Raw genomic sequence first — 16,761 nt, 5'->3', positions numbered from 1 at the left:
CCCCATGAGTTTCAGCACCACCGAACCCGCATTCCGCTTTCGCCAGGGCACGCGTCCCTTGCTCATTTCCATGCCGCACGTCGGCACCCATGTGCCGCCCGCGCTGGCCGCCCGCTTTACCGAAGAGGCACGCCACGTGCCCGACACCGACTGGCACCTGGAGCGGCTGTACGACTTTGCCGACGAGCTCGGCGCCTCGGTGCTCGTTGCCACGCACTCGCGCTACGTGATCGACCTGAACCGTCCGCCGGACGGCGCCAGCCTGTACCCGGGCCAGAGCGTCACCGGCCTGTGCCCTGTCGACACCTTCGACGACACGCCCGTCTACGCGTCCGGCGACGATCTGCCGGACGACGAAGAAATCGCGGCTCGGCGCGAAGCGGTCTGGCGCCCGTATCACCAGCAGCTGCAAGCCGAACTCGACCGCCTGAAGGCCGCGCACGGCACCATTGCGCTGTGGGACGCGCATTCGATCCGCTCGGTGCTGCCGCGCTTCTTCGAAGGCAAGCTGCCCGACCTGAACCTGGGCACCGGCAACGGCACGAGCTGCGACCCGGCGCTGGCAGCCACGCTGCTCAGCATCGCCGAATCGGCCGCGGGCTACACCGGCGTGCTCAACGGCCGCTTCAAGGGCGGCCACATCACGCGCCAGTACGGCAACCCGGCCGCGGGCGTGCATGCGGTGCAGCTGGAAATGACGCAGTCGAGCTACATGCAGGAGCAGCTGCCCTTCGACTACCTGCCCGAGCTAGCGGCCGGCGTGCAGCCGCATGTGCGGCGAATGATCGAGGCGGTGCTGGCTTTCGTCGAAAGCCGCTAAAGCACTGACGGCCGCGAGGGGCAGCCCCGCTTCCTACAATCGGGGGCTATGAAGCCCCTTGTTTACACCCGCGGCCAGGCACTCGCCGGCATCCTCGAAAAGCGCATCGCCATCCTCGATGGCGCCATGGGCACGATGATCCAGCGCTTCAAGCTCACCGAAGAGCAGTACCGCGGCGAGCGCTTCAAGGACTTCAAGCGCGACGTGAAGGGCAACAACGAACTGCTCTCGCTGACGCGGCCCGACGTGATCCGCGACATCCACGAGGGATACCTTGCGGCGGGCGCCGACCTCATCGAGACCAACACCTTCGGCGCGACCACCATCGCGCAGGAGGACTACAAGATGGCGCACCTGGCGCGCGAGATGAACCTCGAGTCGGCCAAGCTCGCGCGCGCGGCTTGCGACAAGTTCAGCACGCCCGACAAGCCCCGCTTCGTGGCCGGCGCCCTTGGCCCGACGCCCAAGACGGCGAGCATCAGCCCCGACGTGAACGACCCGGGCGCGCGCAATGTCGATTTCGAGCAATTGCGCGCGGCCTACTACGAGCAGACCGAGGCGCTGGTCGAAGGCGGCGCAGACGTGATCCTGGTCGAGACGATTTTCGACACGCTCAATGCCAAGGCCGCGCTGTTCGCGGTGGACGAGTATTTCGACAACAGCGGCCAGCGCCTGCCGCTCATCATCAGCGGCACTGTGACAGACGCCTCGGGCCGCATCCTGAGCGGCCAGACCGTGACCGCCTTCTGGCACAGCGTGCGCCATGCGCAGCCGCTGGCCGTGGGGCTGAACTGCGCACTGGGCGCGGCGCTGATGCGCCCCTACATCCAGGAACTGGCAAAGGTGGCGGGCGACACCTTCATCAGCTGCTACCCGAACGCGGGCCTGCCCAACCCCATGAGCGAAACCGGCTTCGACGAGACGCCCGACGTGACCTCGCGGCTGCTGCACGAGTTTGCGGCCGAAGGGCTGGTGAACATCGTCGGCGGCTGCTGCGGCACCACGCCGGACCACATCGCCGCCATCGGCCAGGCCGTGGCGCCTGTGCCCGGAAGGCTGTTGAACAACAACGCCGGCTTCTACCGGGAAGCGGCCTGACCAGGGGTTTGCGCCCCCGGCTGATTGACGGCATCCGGGCCGCCGCCTAGGCTGGCGGCGCAAAGGAAGCCATTGATGAACAACAAATTTTCCATGCGCTGGGTCGGCATCGGTGCGCTTGCACTGGCGCTGCCTCTTGCGGCAACGGCGCAGCAGGCCTTCACGCGCGGCACCGTCAACATGCGCGCCGGCCCCTCGGGCGACTATCCGCTGGTGGCCCGCCTCGCGCCGGGCCAGCCGCTCGACGTGATGGGCTGTACCGGCGGCTACAGCTGGTGCGACGTGGTGCTGCCCGACGGCGGGCGCGGCTGGGTCTGGGCCCGCAGCCTCGACTACGCCTACCAGGAGCAGCGCGTGCCGCTCTCGACCTACGCGGCGGTGATCGGCGTGCCGGTCGTGACCTTCGTGATCGGCAACTACTGGTCCAACTACTACCGCGACCGGCCCTGGTACGGCGAGCGGCGCTGGTGGGGCAGCCGGCCGCCGCCTCCGCCAGTGCCGGGCTGGCGCCCGCCGCCGCCCGTGCGGCCGGCCTGGCAACCCAGGCCGTGGCCGGGCCCGGGTTTCAAGCCCGCGCCGGGGCCGGGCGTTCGTCCGCAGCACGCACAGGGCCACCGGCCACCACAGCCCAGGCCGGACTTTCGCCCGCCATCGGACCCCGGCTTCAGGCCGCCCCGGCCGCAGCCGGCCTTCAGGCCCGGACCGCCGCCCGGCCAGCCGCAGATGCATCCGGGCGGCGGCGGAGGCGGACGTCACGGCCGTGGTGATGGTGGCGGTGGCGGTGGCGGCGGAGGGGGCGGTCGCCACGGCGGTGGAGGCGACGGCGGCGGCAAGGGTGGAGGCCACGGCGGAGGCGGTGGCAAGGGCGGCGGACACGGCCATGGCCACCGGGACTAGCTAGCCCGCCGACGCAATCCCCGCCGCGGCCTGCCGGTCGCGCGCAATCAGCGCCACGAAGCGCTGCGCGCCCAGCCCCAGCGGCCGCTCGCGCGACCACACCACGTCGACCCACAGGTCGAGCCCGTTGCTGAGGTTTTCGAACGGGATTTCGACCAGCGCACCCGCGGCTACGTGGGGCTTGGCAAAGTTGCGCGGCAGCCATCCCCAGCCGAGCCCGGCCGTGATCAGGCTGAGCGCGGCCAGCGCGTTGTCGGTGCGCCAGACGTGGCGCGCGAATACGAAACGTGGGTCGCTGGTTGCCAGATCGCGCCCGGCCACCACGATCTGCCGCGTGTTCGTGAGGTGTTCTTCGCGCAGCCGCTCGCCGGCCGCCGCAAGCAGCACCGGGTGGTGTGGCGCCATCACGGCCACCATGGTGTCGCTGCCCACTTCCTGGAAACCTTCGCGGCCATCGAGGCTGGGGCGCTCGAACACCAGCGCCAGCTGGGCACGTCCGCTGTGCAGCAGCGCCAGCGCGTCGGCCTGCGGGGCGGCCAGCACCTCCACCTGCAGCAGCGGATATTCATCGGCCAGCGCAGCCAGCGGCCCGCTCCACGGCGCGGCCAGGAGCTCCGGCGCAATGGCCAGCGTCAGACGGTCTTCGAGCCCCTGCGTGAGCGCCAGGGCCTGCACCTGCAACTGCTTCAACTGGGCCGCCAGGAGCCGCGCCTGCGGCTCGAGCGATCGCGCTGCCGGGGTGGGCTGCGGCTCGCGGCCGCTGCGGTCGAAGAGGAGCAGCGCCAACTCGGCCTCCAGGTTGGCAATGGCCATGCTGACGGCGGAGGGCACCTTGTGCAGCGCGCGCGCCGCCGCCGAGAAGGAGCCGTGGTCGATCACTGCCAGGAAGACTTCAACGGTGTCGCTGGAAAAGGCCATTCAGCCGCCCTCGATCTATCAATTGAATTGAAATAACTTAACTTTTTATATCAGCTTCAGGCAAATAAAGTCCAGCCATCGTTTTCGTTTGCCAAGAGGAATTTTCATGCAGGGGTTTCAGCGCCGCGTCGTCTACATCACCCTTTACGAAGGGATTGCCATCGTGGCCGCCAGTGCCGGCCTGGCGCTGATGACGGATGCCGGGCTGGGCCATTCCGGTGTGCTGGCGGTGGCCGCATCGGTTATTGCCGTCCTCTGGAACCTGGCTTTCAACGCGCTGTTCGAGCGCTGGGAATCGCGCCAGGCGGTGCGGGGGCGCAGTGTGCGCCGGCGCATTGCGCATGCCATCGGCTTCGAAGGCGGGCTGATCGCCTTCCTGGTGCCGCTCTTTGCCTGGGGCCTGGGGGTGTCGCTCTGGCAGGCACTGGTCATGGATCTGGGGCTGGTCGTGTTCTTCCTGGTCTACACCTTCGTCTTCAACTGGGTTTTCGACCGGGTGTTCGGCTTGCCGGCCTCGGCGGCGCCGGTCAGCCCGGCTGCCGCGGCCGGGCAGGGGGCCTGAACATCCACCAAGGCCGCGGCCATTGCCGCAGCCGGTAAAATTGCGCTCCCTTCCAAGGAGCGTTGCAGCGGCGGCCCAAGTCCACAGGCCCGCCGTCAGGCTTGGAAGGCGCCCCGTTGGCCGGGGCGCAAGCCGCAAACGACGCTCACCTGACGTTTTTTCCTGCACAGGTGAGCCCCCCCATGAGCGATGTTCCCGCGCCTTCCGTTCCCCCGATGAAGCTGTCCGGCCTTGAACCGGTGGCCATCGATTCCGGGTCGCTGTTCGTCAACATCGGCGAGCGCACCAACGTCACCGGCTCCAAGGCTTTCGCGCGGATGATCCTGAACGGCCAGTTCGAAGATGCCTTGGCCGTTGCGCGCCAGCAGGTCGAAAACGGCGCCCAGGTGATCGACATCAACATGGACGAGGCCATGCTCGACAGCAAGGCCGCGATGGTCCGCTTCTTGAACCTGATTGCCAGCGAGCCCGACATCGCGCGCGTGCCGGTGATGGTCGACAGCTCCAAGTGGGAAGTGATCGAGGCGGGCCTGCGCTGCATCCAGGGCAAGGGCATCGTCAATTCCATCTCCATGAAGGAGGGGGTCGAGAAGTTCAAGCACGAGGCCAAGCTGGTGAAGCGCTACGGCGCCGCCGCGGTGGTGATGGCCTTCGACGAGAAGGGCCAGGCCGACACCTACGAGCGCAAGATCGAAATTTGCGAGCGGGCCTACCGCATCCTCGTGGACGAGGTGGGCTTTCCGCCCGAAGACATCATCTTCGACCCGAACATCTTCGCGATTGCTACCGGCATCGAGGAGCACGACAACTACGCGGTCGACTTCATCAACGCGGTGCGCTGGATCAAAGAGAACCTGCCGGGCGCCAAGGTGTCGGGCGGCGTGAGCAACGTGAGCTTCAGCTTTCGCGGCAACGACCCGGTGCGCGAAGCCATCCACACGGTGTTTCTGTACCACGCTATCAAGGCGGGCATGGACATGGGTATCGTCAACGCCGGCATGGTGGGCGTGTACGACGACCTGGAGCCCACGCTGCGCGAGCGCGTGGAAGACGTGGTGCTCAATCGGCGACCCGATGCGGGAGAGCGCCTCGTCGAAGTGGCCGAAACCGCCAAGAGCGGCGCCAAGGACGACAGCAAGAAGCTCGAATGGCGCGGCACGCCCGAGAGCCCCGTGCACGTGAACCAGCGGCTCTCGCATGCCATGGTGCACGGCATTACCGACTTCATCGTCGAAGACACCGAGGAGGCCTACCAGCAGATCCTCGCCAAGGGCGGACGCCCGCTGCACGTGATCGAAGGCCCGCTCATGGACGGCATGAACATCGTGGGCGACCTGTTCGGCCAAGGCAAGATGTTCTTGCCGCAGGTGGTCAAGTCGGCGCGCGTGATGAAGTCGGCCGTGGCCCACCTCATTCCCTACATCGAGGAAGAAAAGCGCCAGGACGAGGCCGCGGGCCGCGACGTGCGCACCAAGGGCAAGATCATCATTGCCACGGTGAAGGGCGACGTGCACGACATCGGCAAGAACATCGTGACCGTGGTGCTCCAGTGCAACAACTTCGAGGTGGTGAACATGGGCGTGATGGTCCCGTGCCACGAAATTCTGGCCAAGGCCAAGGTGGAGGGCGCGGACATCGTCGGCCTCTCGGGCCTCATCACGCCAAGCCTCGAAGAAATGCAGTACGTGGCCGGCGAGATGCAGAAGGACGACCACTTCCGCATCAAGAAGATTCCGCTGCTCATCGGCGGCGCCACCACCAGCCGCGTGCACACGGCCGTAAAAATTGCGCCGCACTACGAAGGCCCGGTGGTCTACGTGCCCGACGCCTCGCGCAGCGTGAGCGTGGCGCAAAGCCTGCTGAGCGACCAGGCCACTGCGTACATCGACGAGATCAACGCCGACTACGAGAAGGTGCGCACGCAGCACGCCAACAAGAAGCAGGTGCCGATGTGGCCGCTGGCCAAGGCGCGCGCCAACAAGACGCCCGTCGACTGGACCCACTACACGCCGCCCGTGCCCAAGTTCATCGGACGGCGCGTGTTCAAGAACTTCGACCTCACCGAGCTTGCCAAGTACATCGACTGGGGTCCCTTCTTCCAGACCTGGGATTTGGCCGGCCCGTTCCCCGCCATCCTGAAAGACGAGGTCGTGGGCACCGAGGCCGTGCGCGTGTATGCCGACGGCCAGCGCATGCTCAAGCGCCTGATCGAAGGGCGCTGGCTCAGCGCAAGCGGCGTGGTCGGCTTCTGGCCCGCCAACACGGTGAACGACGACGACATCGAGCTCTACACCGACGAGACGCGCAGCGAGGTTGCCATGACCTGGTACGGTATGCGCCAGCAGACCGAAAAGCAGGTGATCGACGGCGTCACCCGGCCGAGCCGCTGCCTGGCCGATTTTGTCGCGCCCAAGGAGAGCGGCCTGAAGGACTACGTGGGCGTGTTTGCGGTAACGGCGGGCCTGGGTGTCGAGAAGAAGGAAAAGTATTTCATCGACGACCTCGACGACTACTCCGCCATCATGCTGAAGGCGCTGGCCGACCGGCTGGCCGAGGCCTTTGCAGAGGCGCTGCACCACCGCGTGCGCACCGACCTCTGGGGCTATGCGGCCGACGAAGGCCTGAGCAACGAAGACATGATTGCCGAGAAATACCGCGGCATCCGCCCCGCGCCCGGCTATCCGGCCTGTCCGGACCACAGCGTGAAGCGCCCGATGTTCGACCTTCTGAACTGCGCGGACATTGGCATGACCTTGACGGAAAGCCTCGCTATGATGCCCGCCGCCAGCGTCAGTGGTTTCTACCTGAGCCACCCCGACTCGACGTACTTCAACGTCGGCAAGATCGGACACGACCAGTTGCAGGACCAGGCCGCACGGCGCAAGGAAAGCGAATCCGATCTCGAGCGCCTGCTGGCGCCGAACCTTTGAACCTGCCGGCCGGCGTGGCCGACCGGCGCCGGGAGTTGTTATTCAGAAGTTGATATTTGCTGCCGCGCACTACGCGGCACTGGCGGTCTTTGTCGTCGGTTGCTGGGGTTTCGGGCGTGCATTGCTGGCGCGCCTTGCGCCGCCTCCTCGCCGGGACGCCTGGCTCGAAGCCTCGATGGCTGCTGCGCTGGGCGTGGGCATCTTCATCTGCGGCTTCCAGGCACTGGCCATCTTTGGCGTGTTCAAGGTGGGCGCCACCGTCGCGCTGATTGCCGCCGGCGTGGTTGCTGCCGCGTTGCAGCTGCGGCCGTGGCTGCACGAAGTGCGCACGCTTCGGGCTGCCGGCACTGCGCCCGCGGTGCCTTGGAGCCGCGCCGAGAAGATCGCCGCGATCGTATTGGCCCTGGTGGCGCTTCCGGCGCTGGTCGCTCCGCTTGCGCCGCCCGCCGCCTTCGACGAGTTGATGTACCACCTGCCCTATGCGCGGCAGGTGGCGGAGCAGGGCTTCCTGGGCATTCACGACTGGTTGCGCTACCCCTGGTTTCCGTACAACTACAACCTGCTCTATGCGGCTGCGCTGCAGGTGGGCGACGACGTGCTGCCGCACTTTCTCAATGCGCTGGCCGGTGCGCTGTCGGTCGTGATGGTCTACCGCCTTGGCATGCAGCACGCCAGCCGGCTCACTGCCTGCATCGGCGCGGCCATCTGGCTCGGCATTGGCGACTACTCGAATGCGCTCATCGACATGGGCGTGGCGCTCTTCGTGCTCGGCGCGTGCGTGGCGCTGTGGTGGTGGCGCGAATCGCAGCCGGTGCAAAGCGGCATGCGATGGCTCGGCGTGGCGGCGTTCTGCCTTGGCGTGGCCGCGGGCTCCAAGTACCAGGCGCTCACGTTCCTGCCGCTGGTGGCGCTGTTCGTGCTGTGGCACGAGCGGCGGCCCAAGGCCTGGGCGCTGATGCTGCTTTGCTTTTTGCTGCCGTGCGTGTACTGGTATGCGCGCAACGCCATCATGACGGGCGACCCGTTCAACCCCATCGGTGCGCGCGTGTTCGGCTTTACCGACTGGATTCCGGCCGACTACGTGCAGCAGGTGGCCGATGTGCGCGACCACGCCGCGCGCCCCAACGTGCTGATCTGGTCGGTGGTGCTGCTGCCCTTCAGCGTCATGTGGAAGCGCTCCGCCGCGGTGCGCGCCGCGGGCTGGTTCTGCTTCTATTCAGTGGCGGTGTGGCTGGTGACCTCGCGCTATCCGCGCTATCTCACGGCCTCGTTTCCACTGCTCGCATTCGCGGCGGCGCTCGGCTGGCAGGTGCTGTTCGGGTGGATGGCCCAGGGCGCTCGCCGCCTGTTCGGTGCCAAGTCCGGCCAGGTCGGTAGCCCGGTCGCCGATTCCGCCCACGCCGCACCTTCCGCCCACGCCGGCTTTATCGGCCTTGCCGGCGATTGGGTGGCCGTACTGCTGCTGGCCGTGCTGGCCGCAGTGTCGGTGAGCCAGACCGCGCGCAAGGTCGCGATGATCTCGCCCACACAGGAGCAGCGCGAAGCGTTCCTGCGCCAGAACGTGCCGGGCTATGCGGTCATGGACTACCTGCGCCGCACGGCCACCGGCCGGGTCTACCAGATCAACCTGAACGAGGCGATCTACTACGGCCCCAATCCGATCTGGGGCGACACCCTCGGGCCGTGGCGCTATACCGACTTCGGCCGCCTGTCGGGCAAGGACCTGGCAAGCAAGCTCGGCGGGCTGGGCTTCGTGGCTGTCGTTCTTCCGAATTCGGTGGTGCCGGTGTTCAGCGGCAGAACCGATTTCGACAAATATTTCACCCTGCAGTACGAGAAAGACGGCAGCCGGGTCTACCGTATTCTTCCCCCCGCACCATGACCGATATCGACCAACACGCGGCAGCCCGCACGCCGATGCGCATTGCGGCGGTGATCCCCTGCTACAACGAGGCGCTGTCCATTGCGCAGGTGGTCGCGCAATTCAAGGCGGCACTGCCCGAGGCCGAAGTCCACGTCTTCGACAACAACTCGACCGACGACACCGCGGCCATCGCGCGCGCAAGCGGCGCATTCGTGACGCACGTGGCCGCGCCGGGCAAGGGCAACGTGGTGCGGCGCATGTTTGCCGATGTCGAGGCCGACGTGTACGTTACCGTCGACGGAGACGCCACCTACGACGTGGCCAGCGCACGCCGGCTGGTGGACGCGCTGGTGGCGGGTAACCTCGACATGGTGGTGGGCTGCCGCGTCGACGACGGGCAGAACGCGCTCACCTACCGCGCCGGCCACCGCTTCGGCAACCGGCTTCTCACGGGCGCCGTGGCGCAGCTGTTCGGCGGCGGCCTCACCGACATGCTCTCGGGCTACCGCGTGTTCTCGCGCCGCTATGCCAAGTCGTTTCCGGCGCTTTCGCACGGCTTCGAGATCGAGACCGAACTTACCGTGCATGCGCTGGAGCTGCGCATGCCCTACGCCGAGCTCGACACCGCCTACAGCACGCGGCCCGAAGGCTCGCACAGCAAGCTCTCGACCTACCGCGACGGCTGGCGCATCCTGAAGACCATCTGCAAGCTGTTCATCAGCGAACGGCCTCTGCAGTTCTTCTCGATCATTGCGGCGCTGCTGGCGGCGGGGGCCATTGCATTGGCCTTTCCGCTGCTGCTCACCTACATGCACACCGGCCTGGTGCCGCGGCTCCCCACGGCGGTGCTGGCCACCGGCGCCATGCTGGCCGCCATGCTGTCGATGGTTTGCGGCGTGGTGATGCACGCCATACGCCTCGGCCGCCGCGAGGCCAAGCGCCTGCGCTACCTTGCAACACCGGGCGTGCGCCACAGCGCACCCAGATGAAGCTCGGCCGCGAGTTCCTGTCGTTTGCCGTGGTGGGCGCGATCGGCTTCGTGGTCGACGTGACCGTGCTGTACCTTGCGGCGCCGCTGCTGGGTTGGTACGGAGCGCGGGTGGTGTCGTTTCTTGCGGCAGCCACCGCCACGTGGGTGCTGAACCGCCGCTATACCTTCAGCGGGCGGAACGCCGGCAACTCAGTGCTGCGCGAGTATCTGGGCTACATGGTGACGATGCTGGGCGGCGCGGTCGTCAACTATGGCGCGTATGTGCTTGTGCTGCATTGGTTCAGCGGGCCTTGGGCGCCGGCGGCTGGTGTGGCGCTGGGTAGCTGCGCGGGGCTGGTGGTGAACTTTCTGTCTGCGCGGTACCTGGTGTTTCGCGCGAAGTAGCGGTGTTGCTTCCTCCCCCGGAGGGGGAAGGAGAAAGAGAAGCGCTGGCCCTCAGTGCGCGCCCGACACCACCACCGGGATCTCGGTTGCGGGCGGCGTGTTGCGGCTGCGGCCGCAGCGCACGATGCCGTCGATCATCACCATGCCCACACCTGGAATGTCGCCGAGCTGCACGCTCTCCAGCAGGCCCGGTGCGGGCGAATGCTGCGCGCGGTCCATGAAGACGAAGTCGGCATCGCGGCCCACTTCGATGAGCCCGCAGTTCAGCTTGCGGATGCGCGCCGTGTTGCCGGTGGCAAAGCAGAACACCAGCTCGGCCGGAATATTGGCAATGGACGAAAGCATGGCCACCATCCGCAGAATGCCCAGCGGCTGAACGCCCGAACCGGCCGGCCCGTCGGTGCCGAGGATCACGCGGTGCGGGCACTTGAGTTCGAGCGCGGCCCTGGCCGCTGCAATGGCCACCTTCTCGTTGCCGTTGTGCACGATCTCGATGGCGCGCGAGCTCTTCTCGCACAGCTCGCACACATGCGCCTCGGGCAATGAGGTGTGGCCGCCGTTGATGTGGCCGATGATGTCGGCGTCGGCCTCAAGCACCACGTCCTTGTCGATCAGGCCCGAGCCCGGAATGGACGGCCCGCCCGTGTGAATGGTGCTCTGGATGCCGTACTTGCGCGCCCAGGCGACCATTTCCTTGGCCTCGTAGCCGGCCTTTACCGAGCCCAGGCCCACTTCGCCGAGCAGGCCCACGCCGGCTTCGGCAAGCTCCTTGAAGTCGCTCTCGACCATGCCTTTTTCGATGACCGGCGCGCCGGCCAGCACCTTCACGCCGCCCGGGCGGAAGTTGTCGAACGCGCGCTGCGCCGTAATGGCCAGCGCCTTCAGGCCCACGATGTCCTTCGGGCGGCCGGGCAGGTGCACCTCGCCGGCAGAAATCATGGTGGTCACGCCGCCGTTCATGGTGGAGTCGATCCAGCCGATCTGCCCCTGGCGCGGCGTCCAGTCGCCGAACACCGGGTGCACGTGGCTGTCGATCAGGCCGGGCGCCACGCAGGTCTTCTTCGCGTCGATGACGGTCTTCGCGCCTTCGAGGTCGCAGTCTTTTTCCTTGCCCACCGCAACGATCAGGCCGTCGTTCACCACGATGGTGTCGGCGTCGAGAATGGGCTTGTCGATGTCGCCCGAGAGCAAGAGCCCGATGTTCTTTATGACGACTTTGCCCGACTTGCCGCCGGCTGCGATTTCTGCCATTTCGTTTGGTCCTGGTCGTGGGGTGGGGTGTTGTCTTGTTCCTGGATGTCGTCCGCGCGCACGGTGCGCAGCACGGTCTCGATCACAAAGTTTTCCCAGTGCGTGATCGCCTCGGCCGACTCCAGCGGCTCGCCCAAGAACGCGGTGAGCGTGTGCCGGTTGGAGGTGTAGAAGTAGCCCGTGGATGCAATCAGCAGGTAGATGTCGCGCGCAATCAGGTCTTTGCGGAACAGGCCCTGCGCCGCGCCGCTGGCGAGTATTTCGGCAATGATCGCCACCGCCCGCGACGAGTATTCGCGCGCCCTGAGCGACTTGGAAATGTGCCGGCCCTTGTGCAGGTTCTCGGTGTTCAGGAGCGTCACGAACTCGGGGTTCTTGCGGTAGTAGCCCAGCACGAAGCGAATGACTTCGGTAAGCGCCTCCACCGGCCGCGAGGCGTCGAGCGCAATCGCTGCCTCGGCGTCGTCCATGCGCTGGTAGATGCCTTCGAGCACTGCAATGAAGAGGCCTTCCTTGCTGCCGAAGTAGTAGTAGATCATCCGGTCGTACGACTTGGCGGCTTTCGAGATCTTCTCGACGCTGCCGCCGTCGTAGCCGTATTTGGCGAACACCTTGGTCGCTGCCTTCAGGATGCTGTCGCGCGTGGCCTGCGCCGCCGCCTCGCGCACGCCGGTGCGGCGCTGGGGCTTTGTGCTGGCGGAGCGGCTTTCGGCCATCGTGCGCAGGAGGCTTGGCCTACTTTTCGGCGAAGGCGCGCTCGACCACGAAGTCGCCCGGCGTGCTCGTGTTGCCTTCCTTGAAGCCGCGCGCCTCGAGGATGTGCTTCAGGTCCACAAGGAGGCCGGGGCTACCGCACAGCATCACGCGGTCTTCCGCGGGGTTGATGGGGGGCAGGCCGAGGTCGTCGGTGAGCTTGTTGCTCGAAATCAGGTCGGTAATGCGGCCCTGGTTGCGAAACTCCTCGCGCGTGACCGTGGGGTAGTAGAGCAGCTGCTTCTCGACCATTTCGCCGAGAAACTCGTGCTTGGGCAGGTGATCGGTCACAAGGTCGTGGTAGGCCAGCTCGTCGACCTGGCGCACGCCGTGCACCAGGATGACCTGCTCGAACTTCTCGTAGGTGTCCGGGTCGCGGATGATGCTCATGAACGGTGCGAGGCCGGTGCCCGTGCCGAAGAGGTACAGGCGCTTGCCCGGCAGCGTGTAGTCGATGAGCAGCGTGCCGGTGGGCTTGCGGCCCACGATGATGGTGTCGCCCACCTGGATGTGCTGCAGCTTCGAGGTGAGCGGGCCTTCTTCCACCTTGATGCTCAGGAACTCGAGATGCTCCTCGTAGTTCGGGCTCACGATGCTGTACGCGCGCAGCAGGGGCTTGTTGTTCACCTTCAGGCCGATCATCGTGAAATGGCCGTTCGAGAAACGCAGCGCCGGGTCGCGCGTGGTGGTGAAGGTGAACAGGCGGTCGGTCCAGTGGTGGACGCTCAGGACGCGTTCTTCGCTGAATGCACTCATACGGAACTCAAGAGTTGGTTGGTAACTGGGGAAGGTGGCTGGGCCGAGATGCACGCCTTTGGGGCGCTAGCCGTCGGCCGGCTCCGAACCCTCCATTGTCGTTGGTCGGAAAAACCCCGATGAACACCGCGAGAAAACACCATTGCAAGCATCGGGCCTGTTTGCTACATTGACCGCGAATGTAGTGAACGCAACATGAAAGTGTAGGGAATGCTACACAAACGGCAGGCGAGGCACAAGCGGGCAGACGGCACGTTTGTTGCAAACCCCGCCGGACACGATTCACCCTGCACACCGCCCACGAGACCGCCCCGATGACCGAACACACCAAGACAGACGGATTGCCCGGCATGGACATGCCGGTGGTCGCCGAAGCCGGCGGCAGCGCCTTCGGCAAGGCGCCGCCGCGCAACGAGCGCATGAGCACCGCCAAGGTCGAGTGCAATGCCTGCCCCGTGCTGTGCCAGATTTCCGACGGCCGCACCGGTGCCTGCGATCGCTACGCCAATCGCGAAGGCGTGCTGGTCCGCGTCGATCCCGTGGTGCTGCTGCGCCGCGAGATCGCGAGCGACGCACCCAAGCTGGTGCCTTTCGACCGGCCCGCCGCCGACAAACCGGAAGCGGCCGAAGCAAGCACCCCAGACTGGAACGGCGACCTGCTGCATGCCGATGAAGTCTTTGTCACGGGCGTGGGTTCTTCCACCACCTACCCGGACTACAAGCCCGCTCCCTTCATCGTGGCCTCCAAGGCCCAAGGGGTGGACATGGTCACGGTCGTCACCGAAGGCATCTTCAGCTACTGCAGCTTCAAGGTGAAGATCGACACCGACCGCTTTCTCGGTTCCGAACAGGCCAATGTGCGCTACCGCGGCGAGGTGGTCGGCCACGTCACCACGGCCGAATACGGCTCGCAGATGCTCTCGCTTGGCGGCGTGCATCACCTCACCGGCGGCAGCAAGAAGGAAGGCCGCATGACCGCCGAACTGATGCAGCTTCTAGGCAACAAGAAGGCCGTGGAGTGCACCATCGACGGCGGCTCCACGCTGGTCATCCAGGCTGGCAAGGCACCCATCGTCAACGGGGTTGAAGAGCAGCGCATGCGCGTGGGCTGCGGCTCGGCTGCGGTGGGCATCTTTGCGCGCCAGTTTGCCGGCGTGGCCGACGAGGTGGTGGTGGTCGACGACCACATCACCGGCGTGCTTACAGAGCACCAGGCCGGCCGCTGCCTCGACATGGCGCCCTCGGGCATCCAGATGCTCGGGCGCAAGTCCACACCGGGGCGCTACTTCCAGGTGGCGAACCCGGGCAATGGCTGGGGCGGCACCGACATTGCCGATCCGCTCTCCATCATCGAAGGCTGGGAGCCGGGCGTTGCGCGCCCGGGCCTGCGCCTGCTCATGACATCGACCACCGGGGAGCACGCGCAGTGGTATGTGCTCGACGAGGCGCTGAAGCCGGTCGAGCAGGAAATGCCCGCCGAAGTGAAGCGCATCGTCGAGCGCATCGGCGAGAACTGCGAGCCTTCGCTGTGCACGGTGCTGTTCCTCGGCGGTGCGGGCGGATCCTTGCGCGCCGGCGTCACTGAAAACCCCGTGCTGCTCACGCGCGCCATCAAGCGTGCGCTCGTCAACGTCACCTGCGGCGGCGCGCCGGCCTATGTGTGGCCTGGCGGCGGCATCACGGTCATGGCCGACGTCATGCGCATGCCCGACAACAGCTTTGGCACCGTGCCCACGCCGGCCATCGTGGCGCCCATCGAGTTCAGCATGCGGCAGAGCGACTACGCAGCGCTCGGCGGCCACATGGAACACATCTTCTCGCTCGAACAGGCGCTCGCGCGCGGTGCGTGGCAGGAAGACGGCGCGCCGCTGGCGCGGCAGTGGGTGGTGATGGACGACGCCAATCCGTGGCCGCTCGGCCATGCTCCCATGCTGGGCTGAACCATGACCGCCCAACGCAGCGCGCTTGACAAGAACCGCTGGCACTTCAACCATGGCCCGATCGACATCGTGGCCGAGGCGTACGGCGACCCCTACGCCGTCGCGGCCGCGCACGACGCAGCGTGGGCGCGCTTCGTTCACGTGCTCGACGAACTGGTGCACGAGCTGCCGCTACTGCGCCTGCCCGCAAGCGACAACATGCGCCCGCGCGGCGTGGTTGCCAGGCGCATGTGGAATGCGTGCGCCGCGTTCTCGCCGATGTTCGTCACGCCGATGGCGGCGGTGGCCGGCTCTGTGGCGCAAGAACTCATTGCGTTCTACGACCGCCCGGGCGTCGATCGTGCGTGGATCAACAACGGCGGCGACATTGCCCTGCACCTCGCGCCTGGCCAGTCGGCGCGCGTGGGCGTGTACGCCTACCTGGCGCGCTTCGACTGGCGCAGTCATGTCGATGGTGAAAGCAGCATCCTCACCACCGACGGCCAGTTCGAAATCAAGGCCGGTCAGCCGGTGCGCGGCGTGGCCACCAGCGGCTGGCGGGGCCGCAGCTTCTCGCTGGGCATTGCCGACAGCGTCACGGTGCTTGCCGCCACTGCTGCAGAGGCCGATGCTGCCGCCACCGTGATTGCCAACGCTGTCGATGTGGACGATGCGGCCATTCACCGCCGCCCGGCCAACGAATGCAAGGACGACAGCGACCTGGGCGACATCCCGGTCACAGTCGATGTACCGCCGCTGGCGCCTTCGCAGGTAAAGAGCGCCCTCGACACCGGGGCTGTTTGTGCCAAGGTACTGCAAAAAGGCGGGCTCGTCTGGGCCGCCCTGCTCGTTTGCCAGGGGCAGTGGCGACTTGTCGAGCCCTTATGCTCGAAGCCGTTGTCGGCCGCGCCTTCAGCGGCAGTTGGTTCAGTATTTGCTTAACGAAAAGCAAGGTTCTTTTCATGATCGATATACGCCGCGTCTTCACCCATGTCGAGCACATCCACCACGAGTTCGGCCCGCGCGCCGACACCCCGTTGGTGCGCGGTGCCATCGGCGCGGTGCTGACCAATCCTTTTGCGGGCCGCTACGAGCCCGACATCCTTCCGATGATGGCGCTGCTCGACCCCGTCGGCGTCGACATGGCGCACAAGCTGCATGCCGCCATGGACGTGCCTCTGGAGCAGATTGCCACCTACGGCAAGGGTGCCATCGTCGGCGCTGCGGGCGAGCTCGAGCACGGCGCGCTCTGGCATGTGCCGGGCGGCTACGCCATGCGCGAACTGCTCGGCTGGAAGGGCAGCCGCGCCGCCTACACCGCGGGCAAGGCCGAAGAAAAAACCGGCCAGCCCGGCAACGCGCTTTCCATCGTGCCCTCTACCAAGAAGGTCGGCCCGCCTGGCGCCGCGCTCGACGTGCCGCTGACCAACATCAACGCCAGCTACGTGCGCGGCCAGTTCGACGCCATTGAAGTGCGCGTGCCCGGCGCGCCCGCGGCCGACGAGATCGTCTTCATCCTGGCCATGAGCACGGGCTACCGCGTGCATGCGCGCGTGGGCGGCCTGCTCGCCAAGGACATCAGCAAATGGGACGGCCTGCGCTGAGCCGGCCCTACAGA

At 66.6% G+C, this 16,761-nt stretch carries 15 protein-coding genes and 1 riboswitch; of the genes, 11 read left to right on the top strand and 4 right to left on the bottom strand.

Annotated elements, in window-relative coordinates:
- Positions 1-4 precede the first annotated feature (4 nt).
- From hutG to J2X67_RS19900, 3 genes are all read left to right on the top strand, one after another.
- Positions 5-820 carry an N-formylglutamate deformylase gene (gene hutG, locus J2X67_RS19910; RefSeq protein WP_309955710.1) on the top strand — a complete coding sequence of 272 codons (816 nt, stop codon included), beginning with the start codon at positions 5-7 and terminating at the stop codon, positions 818-820.
- Positions 821-868: 48 nt separating this feature from the next.
- Positions 869-1,918, top strand: a complete 1,050-nt coding sequence (locus J2X67_RS19905; protein WP_309955708.1) for a homocysteine S-methyltransferase family protein — start codon at positions 869-871, stop codon at positions 1,916-1,918.
- Positions 1,919-1,993: 75 nt separating this feature from the next.
- Positions 1,994-2,815, top strand: a complete 822-nt coding sequence (locus J2X67_RS19900; protein ID WP_309955706.1) for an SH3 domain-containing protein — start codon at positions 1,994-1,996, stop codon at positions 2,813-2,815.
- Here J2X67_RS19900 and J2X67_RS19895 read toward each other — a convergent pair whose 3' ends face one another.
- Complete coding sequence (locus J2X67_RS19895; RefSeq protein WP_309955704.1) at positions 2,816-3,733, bottom strand: LysR family transcriptional regulator; 918 nt, start codon at positions 3,731-3,733, stop codon at positions 2,816-2,818.
- 106 nt (positions 3,734-3,839) lie between these two features.
- Between J2X67_RS19895 and J2X67_RS19890 the strand changes: the two genes are divergently transcribed.
- The 5 genes from J2X67_RS19890 to J2X67_RS19870 all read left to right on the top strand — a co-directional run bounded on the left by J2X67_RS19890 (position 3,840) and on the right by J2X67_RS19870 (position 10,464).
- The gene (locus J2X67_RS19890) at positions 3,840-4,295 is read left to right on the top strand and encodes a PACE efflux transporter (protein ID WP_309955702.1); all 456 of its coding nucleotides are present in this window, start codon (positions 3,840-3,842) and stop codon (positions 4,293-4,295) included.
- A 48-nt stretch (positions 4,296-4,343) separates the two neighbouring features.
- Positions 4,344-4,449: riboswitch (S-adenosyl-L-homocysteine riboswitch) on the top strand.
- 61 nt (positions 4,450-4,510) lie between these two features.
- Positions 4,511-7,225, top strand: coding sequence for a methionine synthase (metH, locus tag J2X67_RS19885; RefSeq protein ID WP_409050526.1), 2,715 nt, complete (start codon positions 4,511-4,513; stop codon positions 7,223-7,225).
- Between the two features lie 52 nt (positions 7,226-7,277).
- Positions 7,278-9,107, top strand: a complete 1,830-nt coding sequence (locus J2X67_RS19880) for an ArnT family glycosyltransferase (protein ID WP_409050525.1) — start codon at positions 7,278-7,280, stop codon at positions 9,105-9,107.
- Positions 9,104-10,078 (top strand): glycosyltransferase family 2 protein, encoded by a 975-nt coding sequence (locus J2X67_RS19875; RefSeq protein ID WP_309955697.1) that lies wholly within the window; start codon positions 9,104-9,106, stop codon positions 10,076-10,078. The genes J2X67_RS19880 and J2X67_RS19875 overlap by 4 nt, the downstream gene beginning before the upstream one ends.
- Entirely contained in the window at positions 10,075-10,464 is a 390-nt protein-coding gene (locus tag J2X67_RS19870) for a GtrA family protein (protein WP_309955695.1), read from the top strand. Before J2X67_RS19875 ends, J2X67_RS19870 begins: the two co-directional genes overlap by 4 nt.
- Before the next feature lie 51 nt (positions 10,465-10,515).
- Here J2X67_RS19870 and J2X67_RS19865 read toward each other — a convergent pair whose 3' ends face one another.
- The 3 genes from J2X67_RS19865 to J2X67_RS19855 are packed head-to-tail and all read right to left on the bottom strand — an operon-like array spanning position 10,516 to position 13,224.
- Positions 10,516-11,715, bottom strand: a complete 1,200-nt coding sequence (locus J2X67_RS19865; protein WP_309955693.1) for an amidohydrolase family protein — start codon at positions 11,713-11,715, stop codon at positions 10,516-10,518.
- Complete coding sequence (locus tag J2X67_RS19860) at positions 11,670-12,431, bottom strand: TetR family transcriptional regulator (protein ID WP_309955691.1); 762 nt, start codon at positions 12,429-12,431, stop codon at positions 11,670-11,672. The genes J2X67_RS19865 and J2X67_RS19860 overlap by 46 nt, the downstream gene beginning before the upstream one ends.
- Positions 12,432-12,450: 19 nt before the next feature.
- Positions 12,451-13,224, bottom strand: a complete 774-nt coding sequence (locus J2X67_RS19855) for a ferredoxin--NADP reductase (RefSeq protein WP_258503341.1) — start codon at positions 13,222-13,224, stop codon at positions 12,451-12,453.
- Between the two features lie 314 nt (positions 13,225-13,538).
- On the opposite strand from J2X67_RS19855, the gene J2X67_RS19850 reads away from it, so the two are divergent.
- The 3 genes from J2X67_RS19850 to J2X67_RS19840 are packed head-to-tail and all read left to right on the top strand — an operon-like array spanning position 13,539 to position 16,747.
- Positions 13,539-15,164, top strand: a complete 1,626-nt coding sequence (locus tag J2X67_RS19850) for a 6-hydroxynicotinate reductase (RefSeq protein WP_309955688.1) — start codon at positions 13,539-13,541, stop codon at positions 15,162-15,164.
- A gap of 3 nt (positions 15,165-15,167) precedes the next feature.
- Complete coding sequence (locus tag J2X67_RS19845) at positions 15,168-16,085, top strand: UPF0280 family protein (RefSeq protein WP_309955686.1); 918 nt, start codon at positions 15,168-15,170, stop codon at positions 16,083-16,085.
- A gap of 20 nt (positions 16,086-16,105) precedes the next feature.
- Positions 16,106-16,747, top strand: a complete 642-nt coding sequence (locus tag J2X67_RS19840; protein WP_281149098.1) for an amino acid synthesis family protein — start codon at positions 16,106-16,108, stop codon at positions 16,745-16,747.
- The last annotated feature ends 14 nt before the right edge of the window (positions 16,748-16,761 follow it).

Origin of the sequence: Variovorax sp. 3319 (assembly GCF_031456585.1) — a bacterium.
Lineage (GTDB): Bacteria > Pseudomonadota > Gammaproteobacteria > Burkholderiales > Burkholderiaceae_C > Variovorax > Variovorax paradoxus_P.
The sequence above is the reverse complement of the archived record's forward strand: the minus strand, read 5'-3'. Positions and strand labels throughout refer to the sequence as shown.